Source organism: Providencia alcalifaciens (genome assembly GCF_020271745.1).
Lineage (GTDB): Bacteria > Pseudomonadota > Gammaproteobacteria > Enterobacterales > Enterobacteriaceae > Providencia > Providencia alcalifaciens_B.
This window is the reverse complement of the sequence record NZ_CP084296.1, coordinates 3,690,673-3,709,864: the sequence shown is the minus strand read 5'-3', so window position 1 is coordinate 3,709,864 and position 19,192 is coordinate 3,690,673. Positions and strand designations below refer to the sequence as shown.

General features: G+C 43.4%; 21 protein-coding genes. 20 read left to right on the top strand and 1 reads right to left on the bottom strand.

The window, feature by feature from the left end; genetic code table 11:
• Position 1: 1 nt before the first annotated feature.
• From LDO51_RS17115 to LDO51_RS17020, 20 genes are all read left to right on the top strand, one after another.
• Positions 2-1,732 (top strand): terminase large subunit, encoded by a 1,731-nt coding sequence (locus tag LDO51_RS17115; protein ID WP_154636877.1) that lies wholly within the window; start codon positions 2-4, stop codon positions 1,730-1,732.
• Entirely contained in the window at positions 1,729-1,890 is a 162-nt protein-coding gene (locus tag LDO51_RS19820; protein WP_195848338.1) for a hypothetical protein, read from the top strand. The genes LDO51_RS17115 and LDO51_RS19820 overlap by 4 nt, the downstream gene beginning before the upstream one ends.
• On the top strand, positions 1,880-3,112 hold the full coding sequence (locus tag LDO51_RS17105) for a phage portal protein (RefSeq protein WP_225575527.1): 1,233 nt from the start codon (positions 1,880-1,882) through the stop codon (positions 3,110-3,112). Before LDO51_RS19820 ends, LDO51_RS17105 begins: the two co-directional genes overlap by 11 nt.
• The gene (locus LDO51_RS17100; RefSeq protein WP_154636878.1) at positions 3,102-3,707 is read left to right on the top strand and encodes an HK97 family phage prohead protease; all 606 of its coding nucleotides are present in this window, start codon (positions 3,102-3,104) and stop codon (positions 3,705-3,707) included. Before LDO51_RS17105 ends, LDO51_RS17100 begins: the two co-directional genes overlap by 11 nt.
• A gap of 15 nt (positions 3,708-3,722) precedes the next feature.
• Positions 3,723-4,943: a phage major capsid protein gene (locus tag LDO51_RS17095; RefSeq protein ID WP_225577301.1), complete on the top strand. Its 1,221-nt coding sequence runs from the start codon at positions 3,723-3,725 to the stop codon at positions 4,941-4,943.
• An 88-nt stretch (positions 4,944-5,031) separates the two neighbouring features.
• Positions 5,032-5,334 carry a head-tail connector protein gene (locus tag LDO51_RS17090; RefSeq protein ID WP_154636879.1) on the top strand — a complete coding sequence of 101 codons (303 nt, stop codon included), beginning with the start codon at positions 5,032-5,034 and terminating at the stop codon, positions 5,332-5,334.
• A 10-nt stretch (positions 5,335-5,344) separates the two neighbouring features.
• Positions 5,345-5,671 carry a phage head closure protein gene (locus LDO51_RS17085; protein ID WP_154599481.1) on the top strand — a complete coding sequence of 109 codons (327 nt, stop codon included), beginning with the start codon at positions 5,345-5,347 and terminating at the stop codon, positions 5,669-5,671.
• Positions 5,658-6,047 (top strand): hypothetical protein, encoded by a 390-nt coding sequence (locus tag LDO51_RS17080; protein WP_154599482.1) that lies wholly within the window; start codon positions 5,658-5,660, stop codon positions 6,045-6,047. The genes LDO51_RS17085 and LDO51_RS17080 overlap by 14 nt, the downstream gene beginning before the upstream one ends.
• Positions 6,044-6,457 carry an HK97-gp10 family putative phage morphogenesis protein gene (locus tag LDO51_RS17075; RefSeq protein WP_154599483.1) on the top strand — a complete coding sequence of 138 codons (414 nt, stop codon included), beginning with the start codon at positions 6,044-6,046 and terminating at the stop codon, positions 6,455-6,457. The genes LDO51_RS17080 and LDO51_RS17075 overlap by 4 nt, the downstream gene beginning before the upstream one ends.
• 22 nt (positions 6,458-6,479) lie before the next feature.
• Positions 6,480-6,944, top strand: a complete 465-nt coding sequence (locus tag LDO51_RS17070) for a major tail shaft subunit (protein ID WP_036983293.1) — start codon at positions 6,480-6,482, stop codon at positions 6,942-6,944.
• Positions 6,944-7,288, top strand: a complete 345-nt coding sequence (locus LDO51_RS17065; protein ID WP_036975543.1) for a hypothetical protein — start codon at positions 6,944-6,946, stop codon at positions 7,286-7,288. The genes LDO51_RS17070 and LDO51_RS17065 overlap by 1 nt, the downstream gene beginning before the upstream one ends.
• 225 nt (positions 7,289-7,513) lie before the next feature.
• Complete coding sequence (locus LDO51_RS17060) at positions 7,514-10,459, top strand: phage tail tape measure protein (RefSeq protein ID WP_154636880.1); 2,946 nt, start codon at positions 7,514-7,516, stop codon at positions 10,457-10,459.
• 2 nt (positions 10,460-10,461) lie between these two features.
• Positions 10,462-11,055, top strand: coding sequence for a hypothetical protein (locus LDO51_RS17055; RefSeq protein WP_154636881.1), 594 nt, complete (start codon positions 10,462-10,464; stop codon positions 11,053-11,055).
• Entirely contained in the window at positions 11,055-11,636 is a 582-nt protein-coding gene (locus LDO51_RS17050) for a hypothetical protein (protein WP_154636882.1), read from the top strand. Before LDO51_RS17055 ends, LDO51_RS17050 begins: the two co-directional genes overlap by 1 nt.
• A gap of 40 nt (positions 11,637-11,676) precedes the next feature.
• Positions 11,677-12,051 carry a hypothetical protein gene (locus tag LDO51_RS17045; protein ID WP_154636883.1) on the top strand — a complete coding sequence of 125 codons (375 nt, stop codon included), beginning with the start codon at positions 11,677-11,679 and terminating at the stop codon, positions 12,049-12,051.
• 56 nt (positions 12,052-12,107) lie between these two features.
• Complete coding sequence (locus LDO51_RS17040) at positions 12,108-12,506, top strand: DUF6950 family protein (RefSeq protein WP_154636884.1); 399 nt, start codon at positions 12,108-12,110, stop codon at positions 12,504-12,506.
• On the top strand, positions 12,507-13,679 hold the full coding sequence (locus LDO51_RS17035; protein ID WP_225575526.1) for a hypothetical protein: 1,173 nt from the start codon (positions 12,507-12,509) through the stop codon (positions 13,677-13,679). It abuts the gene before it with no gap.
• Between the two features lie 2 nt (positions 13,680-13,681).
• Positions 13,682-15,415: a phage tail tip protein J-related protein gene (locus tag LDO51_RS19815; protein WP_225575525.1), complete on the top strand. Its 1,734-nt coding sequence runs from the start codon at positions 13,682-13,684 to the stop codon at positions 15,413-15,415.
• The gene (locus tag LDO51_RS17025; protein WP_108478932.1) at positions 15,412-16,428 is read left to right on the top strand and encodes a DUF6453 family protein; all 1,017 of its coding nucleotides are present in this window, start codon (positions 15,412-15,414) and stop codon (positions 16,426-16,428) included. The genes LDO51_RS19815 and LDO51_RS17025 overlap by 4 nt, the downstream gene beginning before the upstream one ends.
• Positions 16,429-16,492: 64 nt before the next feature.
• Positions 16,493-18,808 (top strand): hypothetical protein, encoded by a 2,316-nt coding sequence (locus tag LDO51_RS17020; protein ID WP_154636886.1) that lies wholly within the window; start codon positions 16,493-16,495, stop codon positions 18,806-18,808.
• A 43-nt stretch (positions 18,809-18,851) separates the two neighbouring features.
• Here LDO51_RS17020 and LDO51_RS17015 read toward each other — a convergent pair whose 3' ends face one another.
• Positions 18,852-19,133 (bottom strand): DinI-like family protein, encoded by a 282-nt coding sequence (locus tag LDO51_RS17015; RefSeq protein WP_154636887.1) that lies wholly within the window; start codon positions 19,131-19,133, stop codon positions 18,852-18,854.
• Positions 19,134-19,192: the final 59 nt, after the last annotated feature.

The window sequence follows — 19,192 nt, the reverse complement described above, 5'->3', positions numbered from 1 at the left end:
TATGGCTACTTATCCGAGCGTCAACGCGGCAAATCAATATGCTAGAGATATTGTTAGCGGAAAGATTCCATCATGTATCTACGTCAAACAGTCATGCCAACGGCATTTAGATGATCTCCAGAAAGCGAAAGATAAAAACTGGCCATATCGATTTGATAAAGATAAGGCTGAGCGGTTTTGTCGTTTTGCTCAACTTATGCCGCACACCAAAGGTGACTGGGCAAAACGAAAGTTACGGATCACACTTGAACCATGGCAGCTATTTATTTTCTGTGTGGTTTTTGGTTGGGTAAAAAAGAAATGTGGTAATCGTCGATTTACAGAAATGTATGTTGAAGTACCCCGTAAAAATGGGAAGTCGCTCATTGCGGCCGCCGTCGGTAATTACATGTTTTGTGCTGATGGTGAGTACGGCGCTGAGGTGTATTGTGGCGCTACCACTGAAAAGCAAGCATGGAAAGTCTTTGAACCTGCTTTAGCGATGGTCAAAAAGCTTCCATCATTAAGAAAACGCTTTCAAATCAAGCCGTGGGCAGAAAAAATGACTCGCCCAGATGGTTCAGTATTTGCGCCCTTAATTGGTGATCCCGGTGATGGTGATAACCCAACGTGTGCCATTATCGATGAATACCACGAGCATTCAACGGATGCGCTGTATACGACAATGACAACGGGGATGGGAGCGCGTGAGCAACCGCTTACACTCATTATCACGACGGCAGGTTTTGATATTCAAAGCCCTTGTTATGATAAACGCAGCCAAGTAACTGAAATTCTTGAGGGGATTCGTACTGGCGGGGCCAATGATCAAATCTTTGGCATTATTTACACGATTGATAAAGACGATGATTGGAAATTACCTGAATCGGTCATCAAATCTAACCCAAATTGTGGTGTTTCGGTTAAGTATGACTATCTCTTGGCAAAACAAGAGCTTGGCATTACAACGCCGAGGCAAACCAATAAAATCAAAACAAAGCATTTCAATATTTGGGTAACCGCTAAGTCAGCGTTCTATAACATGGACCACTGGCGAAAAGCGGAGGACAAGAGCCTAAAAATTGAAGATTTCTACGGTGAAGATGTTTATTTGGGGATCGACTTAGCAACAAAGCTGGACTTGAACTGTGTCGCACCTATCTTTAAGCGCGAAATTAACGGTAAAAAACATTACTTTTCAGTGTCACCCTTATTTTTTGCGCCTGAAGATACCATTTATTCAACGGATACTGACAAGTTACGAACCGCTGAACGCTATCAAAGTTTTGTCAATCAAGGTGTTCTCATTCCTAGCGATGGTGCAGAAGTTGATTATCGGCTCATTGAGGACTCAATTTTAAAATTGAGAGCGCATTTCAACATCGTTTCAAGCCCTATCGACCCCTCTGGTGCCATTGCGCTTTCGCATCGATTGCAGGATGAAGGACTGGAGCCCATTTCGATTACGCAAAACTACACAAACATGAGTGACCCAATGAAAGAGATTGAAGCCGCACTTGCTGCTGGTCGATTTCATCATGATGGTAACCCTATCATGACGTGGTGCTTCCAAAATGTGGTTGGCAAGTATTTGCCGGGTAGCGATGATGTTGTTAGGCCAACCAAAGATGGCAATGAAAATAAAATTGATGGTGCTGTTTCTGCCATGATGGGTGTAGGCCGAGCCATGCTGAATGAATCATCCGATTTCCTTTCCTCTCTTGATCCTGACGAAGACATACTATTCCTATGAAAAATTTATTTCTTGATTTGACTGCCTTGATTGGTTTTGGGGCGGTGATGGCAGGCTGTTATCTAAATTATGGGCTCCCCAATACATTAATGATCGGCGGTTCCGTGCTGGTGGTTTATGCATTAGTGGCGGCAATGAGGGGGAAACGTGCTTCTTAATGCGTTATTTCGTAATGATGAACTGACAAGCATTGAAAATCCATCGGTACCTATTACCTCAGATTCCATTGATACCGATGGAATTTTCACTGCTGATGTACATGTTAGCCCTGAAACATCGATGAAGCTTGCCGCAGTGTATGCGTGTATTTACGTGCTTTCTTCATCTATTGCTCAAATGCCATTACATATTATGCGTAAATCGGGCAATAAAGTTGAAACAGCGCGCGACCATTCCTTATTTCATCTTGTTCACGATGAACCTAACGAGTGGCAAACCAGCTATAAATGGCGAGAAACGAAACATCGACACATTTTAGGCTGGGGAAATGGTTACACGCAGGTCGTACGTAACCGCAAAGGGGAAGTGACCAATCTCGAGGCATGTATGCCGTGGGAAACTACCCTATTGAATACAGGCGGGCGTTATACCTACGGTGTTTACAATGAACTCGGTAATTTTGCCATCAGTCCTGATGACATGATCCACATTCGAGCTCTGGGCAATAACCAACGCATGGGGTTAAGCCCTATTGCCCAGCATGCTGAAACTATCGGTATGGGAATGAGCGGACAGAAATACACCAGCTCTTTTTTCGGAGGAAATGCAAGACCGGCTGGTATTTTGTCTGTTAAAGGTGAGCTAAATAAAGACGGCTGGGCGCGTATAAAAGATATGTGGCAAAAGGCAAGTGCCTCACTCCGTAGTCAGGAGAATAAAACTATGCTTATCCCCGCAGATCTAGACTACAAAGCGTTAACCGTTTCCCCTGTCGATGCTCAGCTTATCGATATGTTGAAATTAAACCGCTCTATGATTGCGGGGATCTTTAACGTTCCTGCTCACATGATTAATGACCTTGAAAAGGCGACTTACTCTAATATTTCTGAGCAATCCATTCAGTTTGTTCGCCATACCATCATGCCGTGGGTGGTTAATTGGGAGCAGGAACTTAATCGACGCTTGTTCACAAGACAAGAAAGAGTGGCAGGGTTTTATGCTCGCTTTAATTTGGCGGGTTTATTACGTGGTACCGCGAAAGAGCGCGCGCAATTTTATCATTATGCCATTACTGATGGTTGGATGAGTCGAAATGAAGTGCGTGCTTTTGAAGATATGAACCCAGTTGATGGGCTGGACGAAATGTTAGTCAGTGTTAACGCTGCTCAGCCTGTGGGAAGTCAAACAGAAAAACCCAAAGGAGATAATGATGAGCAGTAATCAAGAAACTCGCTGCTATATGGGGGAGGTGAGAGCTGAACCTGGAGATGAGAATCAAGCAACCCATATTATTGGGTTAGGCTCTGTTTTCGACTCTCGTTCTGAGCTGATGTATGGATTTAAAGAAATTATTAAGCCGGGGGCGTTTGATGACGTGCTTAATGATGATGTTCGCGGATTATTCAATCATGATCCTAACTATATTCTCGGAAGAACAGCGGCAGGAACGCTGTCTTTAAGTGTGAACGAGCGTGGCTTGGTTTATGACATTACCGCCCCTGGTACCCAAACTATCCGTGATTTAGTGCTAGCCCCGATGCAGCGTGGCGATATCAACCAAAGTTCTTTTGCTTTTCGTGTCGCCCGAGATGGTGAAGATTGGTATCAAGATGATGAAGGCGTGATTATTCGTGAAATTCACAAATTCTCGCGCTTATTCGATGTGAGTCCAGTGACCTACCCAGCCTATCAAGACGCCGGTGCCGCAGTTCGCTCGATGGAAGCTTGGAAGGAAGCCAGAAACGGCGGTGATCTGCAAAAAGCGATTAATCAAAAATTAGCGCGTGAGCGCATTTTAACTTTACTCAATGCATAAGGTAATACTATGACTATGAAGCTTCATGAATTAAAACAGAAACGTAACACCATCGCTGTCGATATGCGTGCTATTCACGAAAAAGTGGGTGAAGGTGTGATGACCGATGAGCAGCGCACCGAGTGGAATAAAGCGAAAACAGAGCTTGAAAACTTGGAAGCACAAATTGAGCGTGAAGAGCAGCTTCGTTCATTAGACCAGGAGTTTGTTGACGATAAAGAGCAAGAGCAGCGTCGTAATCCTGAAAATGACCCTGAAGCGGCAAAAGTCGAACGTCGTAATTTAGCCTTTGATCGCTTTGTGCGTAGCGGGTTCGGTGAGTTATCAACGGAAGAGCGTCAAGCGCTTAAAGAATTACGTGCGCAGGGAACATCGCCGGATGAAAAAGGCGGGTATACCGTACCGACACAAATGCTGAATAAAATTATTGAGCAGATGAAGGCATATGGTGGCATTGCCAGCGTCGCACAAATTTTAACAACATCAACAGGACAAGGTATTACATGGTCCACTTCGGATGGCACAGAGGAAGAAGGGGAATTATTAGGCGAAAATACAGCGGCTAGCGAACAAGATGTAGAATTTGGCACTGCAATCTTAGGTGCGAAAAAGCTTTCCTCTAAAATTATTCGCGTATCAAACGAGTTACTTCAAGATAGCGGCGTGAATATTGAAGCATATTTAGGTAGCCGTATTGCTCAGCGGATTGGTCGCGGTGAAGCGAAGTATTTAGTTAAAGGCACAGGGACTGGATCGCCGCTGCAGCCTAAAGGGCTAGATGCTTCCGTCACTGGTACGATTGATGCATCCGCAACGTTTGGGTGGAAAGATATTAACGCTTTAGAACATGCGTTAGACCCTGCCTACCGAAATGGACCTAAGTTCCGTTTAGCGTTCAACGATGACACATTAAAAAACCTGAAAGAAATGGAGGATGCACAAAAACGCCCACTGTGGTTGCCATCGATTGCCGGAGTTGCTCCTTCGACTATCTTGGGTATGCAATATGTGGTTGATCAGGCCATTGATAAAATGGAAGCGGGTAAGAAATTCATCTTCTGCGGTGACTTTGACCGATTCATTTTGCGTCGTGTGACCTACATGACTCTGAAACGTTTAGTTGAGCGTTATGCAGAGTATGATCAGACCGCATTTTTGGCGTTCCACCGCTTCGATTGTGTCCTTGAAGATACTTCAGCGATTAAGGCGCTGGTCGGTAAAGGCACCACAAAATAATTATTAATCTCCCCCAGTCAAGTGCCGCTTAATTGCGGTTTTTTTGTGCCTGCGATCTGGTCATGGTCGCAGGCATTAAGGTGAAAACATGCCATTACCCACATTGGAGAAGTTAAAGGCGCAATGTCGGATTGACGATGACAATGCAACAGAAGATGACTTGCTGATCACGTATATGCTTGCGGCTAAGAAGCGGGCAGAAAACTACATCAATAGAACGCTTTATGACGGTGATATTCCTGAATCCGATCCAGATGGTTTGCAGATCTCGGAGGATGTTGAGTTGGCCATTATGCTGGCGGTGGGTCATTTCTATGAAAATAGAGAAACAACGGGAATGTCTGCCGGGTTTAAAGCTCTATTGGAGCCATATCGCTATATTAATATTTAGGGGGGGTGATATGAAAGCGGGCGAACTCAATAAGCGGATTTTGTTATCGCGTATCGAGGAAGTGAGGGATGAGTTCGGCGTCCCTAAATCTAGTTTGGTGAAAGTCAAAGAGGTTTGGGCAAAAGCGGAGGCGATGTCTAACCGGAAAATACGCACCGCCGATCAACAGCAGGTTATTGAAACGTACCAATTCACTATTCGACCACGCAGCGACGTTAATATCGGGTGGATCATCACTTATCAAAACCGCAACTTCACGGTTCGCGCTGTTGATAGAAACCAGTCAGACCGACTAATCATAACGACGGAGGCTGACAATCAGCATGATAGAAACTGACATTAAAGCCGATTTGGAGCGACTAACTGGATTAAAGGCATATCCGTTAGGGCTGCCATCCGATGTGTTGGAAGGGGTTATTTATCAGCGCATCAGCGACCCTAAAGTGCTTACTGGGCTCGCTAAAACCTCCCTTGTTCAATCGCGCTTTCAAATCACCTTCCAGATCCCCAATGATTATGCCAAAGCATTGAAGCTAGAGGCCTTAGTACTTAAAGATTGGGAAAACATTACGCACGGTCATATCGGATCATATCCAGTACAAACCGTTCAGCGTGGGGCCTTCATGCAGTCACGAGAGGAGCAGACAGATAAGCGCGTTATTTTCAGAGTGATGCGTGATTTTGTTCTTACTTATCCAGAGGACGCCACATGAGAATGACGGTCGAAGTGAAGGGGTTAAAAGACCTGGAATATGAGCTAAATAAACTAGGAGAAGAAATTACCACAAAGGTGTTAAGGCAAGCGGGGCGAGAGGCAATGACACCCGTGTTGGACGATATGAAAAAGCATGCTGGTTATGATGCGACAAGCGAAGCTGAACACATGAGAGACAGCATCAAAATTACGACCACAAGCCGAATGAAGGACAACAAAACACTCTCTGTCATGACAGTAAGAGTGGGTCCTACTAAAGCGCATTATATGAAAGCAAAGGCGCAAGAATTTGGCACCATCAAACAGATACCGAATCCATTCATCAGACCTGCGTTGGATTATAACCGTCAATTTATTCTCAACACACTTGCATCGGAAATACGTGCAAGCATCGAAAAATATCGTTAATTAAACTATTGGAGCTATCAATATGGCTGATAAAAAATCATCCCCTGAATATGCAATGTTGCCTGCCGGCACTATCGTTAAATTTGGTAAACCGGGTGATACCGTTGAGCAGATGAAAGCACTGGAAAACTGCAAAGCAACAGGCGCAACGGGGCTAACTGGCGGGTTTGTTGATTGCACTACGCTTATCGATAAAAACAAACAATCAATCTCTGATTTACCGGATGGACCTGAAAAATCACTTGGGTTTATCGATGATCCAGAGAATGCGGATTTTGCTGCATTTTTGAACGCTGCGAATGCCCGTGAAGTAGTGCAGTTTTACCTTGAGCTACCTAACAAACGTACAGCAACCATGATTTTGGCATTATCTGGCTGGGAAATGAATAGCCTTGAAGCGCCTGCGAATGAGGTTATCCAAATTACTGTAAAAGGTAAGCAAAATAACATCACATGGGGTGTTGCTACTGCTGGAGGTACAGAATAATGTCTCTGAAGTCATCTCTTCTGAAACCTACACCCCACATTGAAGAACATTCAATTTTAGGTACCAAAGTCTTTCTTCGCCGGCTAACAATTGCTGAGCTTGATGAATATGAGCATGACCTTCAGGAAGCTCAAAAAACCGGATTTAGTTCAGACGCTAGTAAGGCTGGTGCTAAGTTGATTTTAAAAGCGATTTGCGATGAAAAAGGTAATCCAATCCCTGAAGATGAGTTACCTACAGCGGATGAATTAGTGACGGTACACGATACGCCAACACTACTTTCTGCGATGGCATTCGTACAAAAATACAGTTATGGCTCGGTTGAGGAAGCTAAAAAAAACTAACCAACTCACCCTATCTTAAGTTGATTTTCCAACTGGCTGACAGGTGGGGTGAGCCAGACCCACGCAAAATAGCACAATTGCCTGCAGATATTATCACTCACTGGCAGGCTTTTTTCTCTCATGAGCCTGATCAGGAGCCGGAGCAAGGCGAACACCCTCCAATAACCCAAACACCGCTTCCATCAAATGTGGAAGAGCAGTGTAATAATGTCATGAGGATCTTAAATGGCTGACGTTGCAAGTTTAGCGGTTGCGTTACACCTCAACGCAGCCTCTTTTAAATCACAAGTCTTTGATGCGTATGACTCTGCGCGAAAAGAATCCCAAAAATTCGCACAAGCAGCAACGAAAGATGCGGGTAACACAGCGGAAAGATTATTAGAAGTGTCAGCCAGTGCCAGAAAGGCGGGTGCTGATTTATCTGCTTCTGGCCAATTGGCGAGACACTCACAACTTGGATTTGCTCAACTAAGAAATGCACTTACCAGTGTTTCTGCGGGTTCATCGGTAGCGACCAGTAGTTTAATTGGGGGTTTTATTCCTGCACTGGAACGCTCATTAGAGAACGTCAACAGTGTTAAATTTTCTTTAGCAGAACAGCAGCGAGTCGCACAAGAAGCCGCGAGAGAGGCTATTAATTTATCTCGTGCTCAAATCGAAGGGGCTCAAGCGGATAGAAAAAGCGCCCAAGAAAAAATCAATCTTGCAGCAAAAATGCGTGATGAAGCCATTGCCCGCAGAGAGCAAGCTTTTGCACTCGATGAGTATTTAGAGCGACAAGTTGAAGTGAATAAGCAGCATGGTATATCAGTCAGCTATGCTGAGGATCATGCTAAAAACGCACGCATTATCAGTGAGGCAAATATTGCCGAAGCCGATGCCAAGAAGCGAATGCAGAGTGCGTCTAATGCCATTATTTTGGCTGATAAAAGCGAGCTTGATGGTAAGAAAAATCTAGCAGCTGCGACAGTTCAATTATCCGATGCCAGCAAAGAACTAACCTTCTCACAGCGGGCAGCGGCGAATAGTGCCAGTTTGTTTAAAAGTGCATGGGGCATGATGGGGGGCGCTGTTGGTATTAGCATTATGGCGTCAGCGGGTGCCTTTACTTATTTATACTCTCAATATCAGCAAGCCGAAGAGCGCCAAAAAGCCTTCAATGCAGCCTTGCAAAAAGGCGGGTTAGGGCTTGTAACAACCGCCTATGATCTACGAAATCTAGCGAATGAGCTAGGTGGAACTGCAGAAGCTTATAAATCTGTGACTGCCGCAGCTAGTGCGGGTTTTTCTGGTGATTTGCTTCACCAAGTTTCAGAGCTTGGTGTTCAGATGGAAAAGTCTGGTGGTAGCGTTGATTTGCTTATTAGTAAATTGGTTTCTATAGGTGAACAGCCATTAACTGGAATAAAAAAACTAATTGATGAAGGCGTTGTTGTCGAATCAGATATTGTTCAGCGCATCGCGCTACTTGAAAGGGAAGGAAAAACAAGAGAGGCTTCCGAATTAGCTCAAATATCGACACTGCAAGCTAAGGTAAAAGCGGAAAATACGCAAAGTGAAGTGCTAAAAGCACAAAAAAATGAGGTTGAATCTCTTAGGCGTAGCTATCAAGGACTATATGAGGTAACTAACGGTAGTAATTATGTAAAAATAAATACACAAGTGAATAATGCATTCTTAGAGGAAACAATAAAACTAAAAAAAGAACAGGCGCAAATACAAGAAAAGCAATTATTAGAGCAAAAAGAAGCTGCATATAAACAACTTGAGATAACTACAAATTTTAATGCAGCATTTAAAGCAGGAACAGATCAGCAAAAGGAACGCTCTGAAAGGCAAAAGCAATTCAAAGAGATGTTGGATAAGGGCACTATTTCCGCAAATGAATATCAACAAGCCATAAAAGGGCTGGATAAGTTATTTACTGCCCCAAAGAAAACAGGTAGCAACCCTGTTGTTGATGAAGGAAAGCAGCGTATAGAACAGCTTTTGCAACAAGGTGCCGCACTACGAGCTCAATTGGAAGAAACTGAAGGTCTTACTGCATCAGAGCGTAAGCTTGCTTCCTTTGAACAAGAATTAATTGGATTGCAAGGGCAGCATTTAAATGCTCGACAAAAAAGCATCCAATCACACCATGTTGAGATCCGCACACAGTTACTAAAAAACGCTGAGTTAGAAAAAGAAATTAAATTTAAGGAGTTGCGAAAGAAATTTGATGACCAAAATTTTGAGGTTATGCAAAAAACGTCAAAAATTAGTCAAGATGCAACAAATCAAATCTTGCAAATGACGATGAGTCAAAATGCTTATGATTTAATGCTTGAAGAGCAGCGTATTCAAGATGATTTCAGGCAAAGACGCTATCAATTGGACAAGGAAGTTTCAGATAAAAAATCTCAACTCTATGCTGACCAAACGGCATTTTTACTTCAAGAAGAGCAAAAGCAGTTAGAAATTGTTCGTCAATCGTCGAAAGATAAATCTAGAGATCAGAAGGATGCTTACAAAGGAATGGCTAGAGGTGTGCAAGATTTTGGCAATACAGCTGAAAATGTTTATGACCAAATGCGATCTATTAGTAATTCAGCCCTCAGTGACATGTCAGGTATGCTGGCTAACTTCGTTGCGACAGGGAAATTAAACTTTGCCGATTTTGCCCAATCAGTAGTGACTGAAATTACTAAAATGATCTTCCAGATGATGATCTTCAATGCTCTAAAAGCAGGTTTTACTGGTACCGCTTTTGGTGATGCAATGGGACTAAAAGCCACACCAAATGCCAAAGGTAATACTTATGAGTCTCCTGGATTAAGCGCCCATCGTAATAGTATTGTGAAATCTCCAACGTTATTTCCTTTTGCTAAGGGTGGCGTTCCTGGGATGGGGTTAATGGGTGAGGCTGGACCAGAGGCGATTATGCCATTAACTCGCGGAAGGGATGGTTCGCTAGGCGTTAGGGTTCTAGGGTTGGAGCAAGCACAATCAGCCGCGCCAAGTATTATTATTCATCAAACATTCCACGTTACTGGCAATGGTGATCAGGCTCTTTATGATGCAATGCAAGAAGCTGCAAAGATGGGGGCAAAGCAAGGTTCAGATGACGCTTTAGCTAAAATACAGCGTGATTTTATGACGAGAGGAAAAATCCGAGGATCCCTTGAGAGGTAATCATGGTATTAGAGTGGCCAGAAGCCGTTGTGCCAGCAACAATGAACTGGCAATTAATCAGCAATAGTAAATCATTTGCGTCTGTTTTTACCGGAAGCGTGCAAACAGTGCGCTTTCCTGGTAGCCGTTGGCGCTGCACATTAACCTTTAATAATCTTACCGAGCAATTATCACGCGATCTAGAGGTTCTTATGGCGGCGCTTGATGGTGAAAGTGGCCGAGTAAAAATTAGTAATTGGTTGCGTCAAGGATTGATTGGAAAAGGTGAAGCAAGAATAAGTACCGCCAATCAAACAGGTAAAATATTACAAACTAAAGGATGGATAGCTAGTTCAATTATATTGCGTAAAGGCGATTATTTGACGGTTGGTAATGAGTTGAAAATGGTCACTGATAATGTCATTAGTGACAAAGAAGGGAATGCAGTTATCCCTATTTCACCTATGTTAAGGGTTTCTCCAGCAGCCAATGATAAATTAGAAACTGTGCGTCCATTTGGAGTTTTTAAATTAACCAGCAATGATCAGGGTAATTTTCAATACAGACCGGGCGTCTTTTCTAATGTAACAATTACGTTTGAGGAGGCGTTATTCTAATGCTTTATCATCCATTTTCTAACAGCATGGTCAAAGCAATTAATGATGGGGCTGAATTAGTCATTGCTGCAAAACTTGATTTGAAGTCAGGGGTAACAAGAGCCCATACCGGGATTGGCAATTTGATTATTGCGGGGGAAGTCTATTTAGGCGTGGGTTCTTTGGGGAGCATAGAAACAGTTTCGGAAAGTAACACCACAAGCCCACAACAACTTATCTTGTCACTTTCTGGTTTTGACTCACTTTTAATTGCCGATGTTATGAATGAGCGAAGTCGTGGTAGAAATGTCAGTTTAATGCTGGTGGCTTTAGGTGGTGATGGGAAACCCGCTGTAGCTGAAATTGTGTTCGCTGGTCAAATATCAAATATTGGTGTGACTACGGGTAATAATAACGAAGTTGCCGTGACGGTATCAAACCGCTTTGAGCGATGGTCACAAGGTTTGCCTGATAGATTCACCGATGAATCATGGACAAAGAGGCACACGGGTGATCGTATTTTTCGTTATGTTGCACAAATGGCGGAGCGTGCTATCTATTGGGGTAGCAAAAAAGATGCGCCAGCATTTATTTATAAGTGATTTGTCGTTACTCTTGAAAAAAACTGTATAGGATATTCGAGTGAACAAACAATTAATGATTAGCTCTGCAGTTGTAGTTGGCGTGGTTGTCGCTGTTTTTATTTATCGAGAGGCTTCTGTATCTCAGTCATCCATATATGAAGCTGTAGAGAAAAAAGTTTCTAGTAAAATGACGGATCCTTCATCAGCAATTTTTAGAGATTTTGAATCTCACTCAAATGAGTCTAATGGTAAATCAAAAAATGTTACTGTGTGTGGGTATGTGAATTCCAAAAACATATATGGTGGGTATGCTGGCAGTAGAATGTTTATATCCACAGTGGCAATAGATGGGTATAACATTGATGTTGGATCTGTAATTATTTCTAATAGTGCTGAACAAGATAAAGCCATATTAGAAATGTGCAAAAAATAATTATTCGAATTCCATAAACCCGCTTCGGCGGGTTTTTTTATGCCCGGAGATCAGCAATGCGACATCCTAACTGGACAACCAGACTCCCTGAAACCTTACAAAAAGCAACACAAACGCCATTTTCATGGGGTGAGCACGATTGCTGCTTATTTGCTGCGGATTGTGTGATTGCGCTCTGTGATTTTGATCCCTGTGAAAAAGTGCGTGGAAGATATAAAACTCGCACCGGCGCAATGCGTGTTTTAAAAACGGAGTTCGGTGATATTGAGTCTGCGCTTTTAAATCACTTTCTTGAAATTCCAGTTAATCAAGCAATGCGTGGCGATATCGTCATGTTTAACGGCGATGATGGGAAGACGCTTGGCGTTATATGGGCAAATAAAGTTTGGGCGGTTACCGAGTCAGGAGCAATGCCAGTTAATCATCAACCAGTCAAAGCATGGAGAGTAGAGTAAATGGGAAAGACGGTCACTAACATTGTCTCTGCTGGGTTGATGATTGCAGGGGTCATTGCCACAGGTGGATTGGGTACAGCATTAATCGTAGCGGGTATTGCTGTGCAAGCTGCTGGTACCATGATCTTCAAAGATAAAATGCCATCGATGAGCTATCGGGACCAATCTGAACGAAAACAAATTCTACGCTCTGCGGTTGCATCAGAAACTATTATTGTGGGGAAAACGGTGTGTTCTGGTTTATTGTTTTTCGCAGAAGAAGAGCGCGGCGAACAAGATGAAAATGAACGTCTATTTATGGCATTAGCCATTGCTGCACACAAAGTTGATCACATCGGCAAGATTTGGCTGAATGATGATTTGATAGGAGTTTTCGGCGATAAAGCGGGTTATGAGTTTCATAACTCCCGGACTGATTGTGACCCATACATGCTAAAGAATGCACCATCATGGAAAGAGGACATGATCGGGGATGGTTTGGCATGGTTACGATTAACACTGAGATACGATGCTGAAAAATTCCCGTACGGTGTGCCAAACGTCAAAGTAGAGGTTTGGGGTAAGCAGCTATTCGATCCTCGCACGAATAAAACAATCTGGAGCAACAATGGTGCACTGGTAGTTCTCGATTTTTATCGTAGTTATCTTGGTGTGCCTGATGCTGATATTGATTTTGAATCATTCAAGGTCGCTGCAGATCTGTGTGACGAACAAGTCGTTAGCCCAGAAGGTGTTGCCGAACCACGCTACACAATTAATGGGGCCTATGAACTTTCTGAATCTCCAGCATCGATACTCGATCACATGCACAAATGCATTGCAGCGGAGCCGACCTATGTAGCCGGCAAGCACGGGATTTTAATGCAGGTTTACAATGGCCCAGCAGTATTGCGCATTGAACCGAATCAAATCATTGATACCGTTAATATCACGCCGGAACTGGCTTTGCGCGATGCCACTAATGCGATTTATGGGACGTTTGTTGATGCTGAGCAGTTGTACATCAAAACTGACTTTGAGCCTGTGATTATCGAAGAATGGATTGATGAAGATGGGTTAGAAATCAAAGAGAACATGGATTACCGGTTTGTCACTAGCCCATACCAAGCAGCTAGACTTTCTTATTTATATCTACGGAAAAGCGTGCAGGTCGCCGTATTCAATTGCGCATGAATATGGATGGTTACGCTTACCGACCAGGAGAGGTTGTTTTATTAAATCTTCCTCATATTGGTATTCAAAACCTTGAGTTTCGTGTCGCTGAGTGGAAATTTCATCCGCAGGAAGGAGTTGATATCCTCCTCGAGGAGGATGGTGCTTATATTTATGAGGATGTCATCGGTAAGCCATTTGTTAGACCACCGTTTACTGTATTGCCGACGGGCGGTGTGGCGCCACCGTTAAACCTCTCATTTGTGCCGGTTAGTATCGGCGAGATTGTTCAGGGATATCTGAGTTGGAAATCAGCTGCTGCAGACATTCGCTACAATACAGTGAACATTATTCAAGATGGGAAAGTGATTCAATCAATTCAGGTACCGCAAGATAGGGTCGATTTATCAGGACTTGTTCGCGGATCCTATCGCGCTGAAGTTCGTTCAATTAATGCCGCTGGCGCCATGTCTGCACCCTCCATTATTGATTTTGATATTCAAGCACCACCTAAGCCTGTCAGTGTTGAAGTGACTGGCGGGATGTTCTCATTGACGTGCGTTCCACGTGCTGGTGAATCCGCACAACACGGCTATACATTTGAATTCTGGTTCAGCGACAAGAAACTGGCCAACACTAACGATTTGGAAGTTACAACAAAATCTAATCGGTTAGGGCAAGGACAGTTCTGGACGAAAGAGAGTTTAAAAGCGGGTACCGATTATTGGTTTTATGTTCGAACAGTCAACAGTTACGGAAAGTCACTATTTGTTGAAGCCGTTGGGCAAGCAGATGCATTGCCAAAAGATATCATTGATGAAATGGGTGGTCAGTTCATGACTACTGAAGCCGGCAAGAGGCTTGAAGACCAGCTTCATTGGGTCAATGAATCTAACTTGATAAACAGCGCTGCCACCTTTGAAGTTCAGCAAGACTTATTCACAAAACACGGCGAATCAGTGGCGCAGATTAAGCGTCTGGATCGTGTGTTTGCTAGCGCTGAGTTGGCATGGGCTCAATCTATTGTTGAAGTTAATGCATCAATAAATGGCGTTAAAGCAGGCGTTATCAAGAATGACCAAGCCATTGCTGATTTAGACAAAGCATTTTCTAAATCTGTCACTGAATTAGAAAGCTCAATTGGTGAAGTGAAATCCGGAGTTGTTAAAAACGATCAGGCTATCGCGTCATTAAACAAGTCGTTTGCGGAATCACAAACGCAGGTTCAGTCAAAGCTTGATGAACAGATGGCGATTGTTAACACCAAAGCGACAACCGAATTTACGGCAAAAGGTGAGGGCTACGCAACGTGGGATGTGAACGCAGGTGTTTGGTACAACAAGCAATTCTATAAAGCAGGTATGGTTATTAGCGCCGAAGTGAAGGCAGGAAAAGTCAGTACTTACATCGGATTTATGGCCAATAACTTTGCCTTCATCAACCCTACAAACGGTAAATTTGAAACGTTTATGTACATGAAAGATGGTCAGATTTTCATGAAAGAAACGTTCATCGATAAAGCGTGGCTCAATAGCGTGGTTGTAACTGACAAAATGACGTCAGCAAATTACGTTCCCGGCAAAGTTGGTTTTAATATTGACGCTAAAACTGGCGACGCTGAGTTTAACAAACTGCTCATCAGCGGGGATTTTAAAATCGTTGGGGATGCAGGTAGGGTGTTAGTCGATGGTACCGGAATGACAGTCTATGACGAAAATGGAAGATGGGCCGTGAAAGTGGGGAGGCGTCCAGCATGAGTGATGATTATGGGCTATTCATAAACCCAAAGGATGGCGGAAAGCCGATTGAAATCACTAACAATTCCTATCCTCTAACCTTTTTAAAGCATATTGTTATTCACCCACTTGAGCCTCAGCGATATCAAAAAAATAAGTCAGTTAATGTACCGGGGATGTCGAAATACAATGTGGTCATTGTGCCTTCAGCATTGTGTCATTTTCTTGCTTATGGTTCTGTGCAGGGCGTGAGTATCGGAAGCTATTGGGTGTCTGGCGATACATTCTATTGTAACTATGACTGGTGGGGCGGTGATTCGGGTTGGTTGCCTGGGAGTGATGGTAACTCCCACTTTTTTTTGTATGGCGTACTGAAGGAAGCTCCGCAAGATTCGTACGGTTTGTTCATTAACTCGCAGCTAGATGCCGCGATTGATAATTTCAGAGCAATCACGCAAGAATCCACGGTAGCTTACTGCGTGTACCGTAAAAAAATTTATATCGATGTGGATAAATACAGTAAAGGGTATTGGAGTATACCGGCTGATATCCCTAATCGTGGATCTGCATTAGTTTTTTTAAGACCGGAATCGTCAGGTCAAGTGCTTCGCTATGATAGACCCAATTCCAGAGTCATTGCGAGAAATGCAGGGTACGTTTATGTGGTTATCTTTGCGTATGGATTGAATTTACAACCAGCAGATGGGTTAACGATTTGGAATAAAAACGGTGGTGTAGCTTTTTCATCAGATTATTGTCCATTTTATAACAACGGACAAATTGTTAATACAAGCAACAATGTGGCGACAAGCAAGTTCAGCGTCCCGATGTTCACTATGGACAGCCCTAATACATGGCTGGAGAACGAAAGGAACTCAATAAACTGTTATATGTCTGGCTTTGTTGTTTCAGGAAACCGAATACAGGCAACGAAGATGTGGACACTAGATAGCTACCCATCGTACGCAAACTCTATGTTCAACCAAATCGTTTATGCGGGATGTTACAGCATCGATTTCAACGACTACTTCTAAATACTCAATTCAACGATAAACCGCTTAATTGCGGTTTTTTTTGCGTCCAAATTTTGGAGTTAATATGATTTATCAAACAGGCACAATCAAAACGACAGCGGGTCAGACTAAAATTACCGGCACAGGAACGGGCTGGAAAGATAACTTAGCCGGCATCTCAGAAGGTTGTCCAATCTCTTATCTCATCAATAACGTTGTTTACATGAACACAGTGTTATCCGTGAACTCAGATACAGAGATTAATCTCACTTATCCTGTACCGGTTGCCGCTTCAGCGGCGAAGTATCAGATTGCGACATTCGTCTTGGACAGCATGAGCGATGGCGTTCGAAAGATGCTAGCAAATCAGCAGTATATTCAGTATTTCTTGCGAAATATGGACACATGGATGACGCAGGACGGCATTGTTGAGGTAAAAACTCCGACGGGGGAAACGGTAAGGCTTGAGAGTCTTGTTGAATTGAAAAAGCAGATAGATGGTAAGCTGAATAAAACTGGCGGGACAATAACAAAAAATAGCGATGCGTTAAACTTAAGAAATACTTCTGAAAATCAAGCACTATTTTTGGGTTTTCAGAAGATGGACGGGAAACGCCGCGGGTATATCGGCGCTCCTAATGATAAGGATAGACTTGCGTTCGTTAACGACATCGCTGGAACAGCTTTAGTGTTAACAGAGGACGGAAAGCTAACTTGGCAGGGTAGAGACCTTGCTGCATTAAACCGTGTTACCGGTGAAGCTAGAGCGGCGGCAAGCTGGTTTGCGGGGCAATCTGGCGCAGGGGCAACTTTCATAAAGCTTTGCACTATCGGTGCTGGAGACGGTTCATCTGGGGCGCAGAGATACCAAATTTTTGTTACTAACACATCCTCTACTGGTTATTCATCAGCTGGGACTGGCAGCGAAGAACCCCAGCACTTCGGTATTTTGAATCTTACTATCGGCAATGGGACAAAACCCGAGAAGAATATCTTGGGGTCATACTTCTGCACCAGCCACTTTGACATAGCCAGCGCAACTATAGCGCCAGTTCTAATAAAGCAAATTAACGCATATAAAGCAGAAATCTGGCTTAGGGGGGCGCCGTACACTAATTACACTTGTCTGGCTAATACGCAGGGGGACATTGAGATATCTCAGCATGTATCGGACCAGACACTCGTTCCCGTCAATGACGGGGTGAAATCTTCCTACTACATATCGAATGTTAGAATTCTTGCGACAGCCAACAAATACGGTAATGTTGAAGCGCGGGACACAATGAAAGTAACCGCATCAGGCAACTATCCGCGCGTCACTCTAGCAAGAGCGGACGATACGTATGTCAGCCTAGAGGCAGACGTCCCCAGCAATGGCAATATGACTAACCTAATTCACCGTAATCAAAATAACGCTAATATCGCTGTGATTGCATTCCCTAACAGAAGTGGCACTGCGGTACTAGCGGGCGATTTCGGCTGGGGTGGCAAAGGGGAGGGGACAGCGCAAAACTGGACTACAGCTAGTGTTACCGAACACTTCAGGGCTAATGCATCTACAATATGGAGAACAGAAGCTACTAACGATTGGACATTTAGATACTGTCCAAATCTTATGTTCAAAACGGGTGACACTTTCGCTAACATCGGGGTTGATATATATACTGGCATTGTTAAGACGAGTGCTGGTATTACAGCTAATACAACAACGTACAAAGCGAACACTTTATATGGCACGGCAAATACCACTAAAGATGCAAACGGAAACTTAAAAGCAGCATCTCCGATTGTTAGAGTTTTCGCTAACGATGTCGATCCAAATGAAGAAGCAGAAGGTGTAACGCTCAAAAAACTGCATACAGGCATCTATCAGTTACACGGTGTTCTTGGCCTTCACTCTGATGCTAGTTGGGGAGGTATTAATGGTGGTATCACAATTCCATGCGGCATCAACCAGCTTCCACTTGTGTATGCGCTTTATGATGTACTTGAAAAAGGTAAACCGCACCCATTCGATGGTCGCATAGTTGAGCCTGATGAGGATGGCGATATCGTGCTTTATACGACATATCGCAAGCATGACTTGCCGCAGAATATTCAATATGAGCGATTCAAGCTTTACCCTGAATTTCTTAAAGAAGTCGATGGGGAAATGGTTGAGTTAACTCCGGGTGAGCCTTGTGATATTCCCAATGGCCACTGGATTGATATTCGTGTGAATATGCCGAGTGATTCTATCTACAATCAGAAGCTAGCTGAAGCTGAGAGGCTTGCTAAACTAGAAGCAGAGCGATTAGCTGAAGAAGAAGCTAAACGAGCAGCAGAAGAAGCGGAAAGAGCAGAACAGGAAGCTACGGAACGTAAACAATATGACCTTGGTGATAATGACACATTGCTATAATTAAAATATAAATGCGCCAGCTTGAGTAGTTGGCGCACTCTAATCATTTATCGAAATACTCTACTTCCTCAGTTTCTTTCATTTCAGGCATCCAATCTCCATCATTCCAAATTTCTTCCAGCGTTTCTTCAATGTAGGTTTTCTTTTCGTTCTTACCAAGGCCATCAATAGAAACATTAGCTTGAGATCCCCAACTAATATCGATATTTAAATCAGGGTATTTGGGGTTCAATCTTTTTGTGATCTCATTGCTCAATGCGTCGAAAGTCCCCACAGGTAATTTACCTTTCATGCTTGCAGCGAAGCGAACTTTAATAGTAACCATCGTACATTCTCCTTGCATAAAGCGCTGTATATAAAAACAGTTAAATAATAACTGTGATT

Excerpts from the sequence above, each read along its gene's own strand:
- LDO51_RS17115 (WP_154636877.1), top strand. The coding sequence starts at position 2 with ATGGCTACTTATCCGAGCGTCAACGCGGCAAATCAATATGCTAGAGAT.
- LDO51_RS19820 (WP_195848338.1), top strand. The coding sequence starts at position 1,729 with ATGAAAAATTTATTTCTTGATTTGACTGCCTTGATTGGTTTTGGGGCG.
- LDO51_RS17100 (WP_154636878.1), top strand. The coding sequence starts at position 3,102 with ATGAGCAGTAATCAAGAAACTCGCTGCTATATGGGGGAGGTGAGAGCT.
- LDO51_RS17095 (WP_225577301.1), top strand. The coding sequence starts at position 3,723 with ATGAAGCTTCATGAATTAAAACAGAAACGTAACACCATCGCTGTCGAT.
- LDO51_RS17090 (WP_154636879.1), top strand. The coding sequence starts at position 5,032 with ATGCCATTACCCACATTGGAGAAGTTAAAGGCGCAATGTCGGATTGAC.
- LDO51_RS17085 (WP_154599481.1), top strand. The coding sequence starts at position 5,345 with ATGAAAGCGGGCGAACTCAATAAGCGGATTTTGTTATCGCGTATCGAG.
- LDO51_RS17080 (WP_154599482.1), top strand. The coding sequence starts at position 5,658 with ATGATAGAAACTGACATTAAAGCCGATTTGGAGCGACTAACTGGATTA.
- LDO51_RS17075 (WP_154599483.1), top strand. The coding sequence starts at position 6,044 with ATGAGAATGACGGTCGAAGTGAAGGGGTTAAAAGACCTGGAATATGAG.
- LDO51_RS17070 (WP_036983293.1), top strand. The coding sequence starts at position 6,480 with ATGGCTGATAAAAAATCATCCCCTGAATATGCAATGTTGCCTGCCGGC.
- LDO51_RS17065 (WP_036975543.1), top strand. The coding sequence starts at position 6,944 with ATGTCTCTGAAGTCATCTCTTCTGAAACCTACACCCCACATTGAAGAA.
- LDO51_RS17060 (WP_154636880.1), top strand. The coding sequence starts at position 7,514 with ATGGCTGACGTTGCAAGTTTAGCGGTTGCGTTACACCTCAACGCAGCC.
- LDO51_RS17055 (WP_154636881.1), top strand. The coding sequence starts at position 10,462 with ATGGTATTAGAGTGGCCAGAAGCCGTTGTGCCAGCAACAATGAACTGG.
- LDO51_RS17050 (WP_154636882.1), top strand. The coding sequence starts at position 11,055 with ATGCTTTATCATCCATTTTCTAACAGCATGGTCAAAGCAATTAATGAT.
- LDO51_RS17040 (WP_154636884.1), top strand. The coding sequence starts at position 12,108 with ATGCGACATCCTAACTGGACAACCAGACTCCCTGAAACCTTACAAAAA.
- LDO51_RS17035 (WP_225575526.1), top strand. The coding sequence starts at position 12,507 with ATGGGAAAGACGGTCACTAACATTGTCTCTGCTGGGTTGATGATTGCA.
- LDO51_RS19815 (WP_225575525.1), top strand. The coding sequence starts at position 13,682 with ATGGATGGTTACGCTTACCGACCAGGAGAGGTTGTTTTATTAAATCTT.
- LDO51_RS17025 (WP_108478932.1), top strand. The coding sequence starts at position 15,412 with ATGAGTGATGATTATGGGCTATTCATAAACCCAAAGGATGGCGGAAAG.
- LDO51_RS17020 (WP_154636886.1), top strand. The coding sequence starts at position 16,493 with ATGATTTATCAAACAGGCACAATCAAAACGACAGCGGGTCAGACTAAA.
- LDO51_RS17015 (WP_154636887.1), bottom strand. The coding sequence starts at position 19,133 with ATGGTTACTATTAAAGTTCGCTTCGCTGCAAGCATGAAAGGTAAATTA.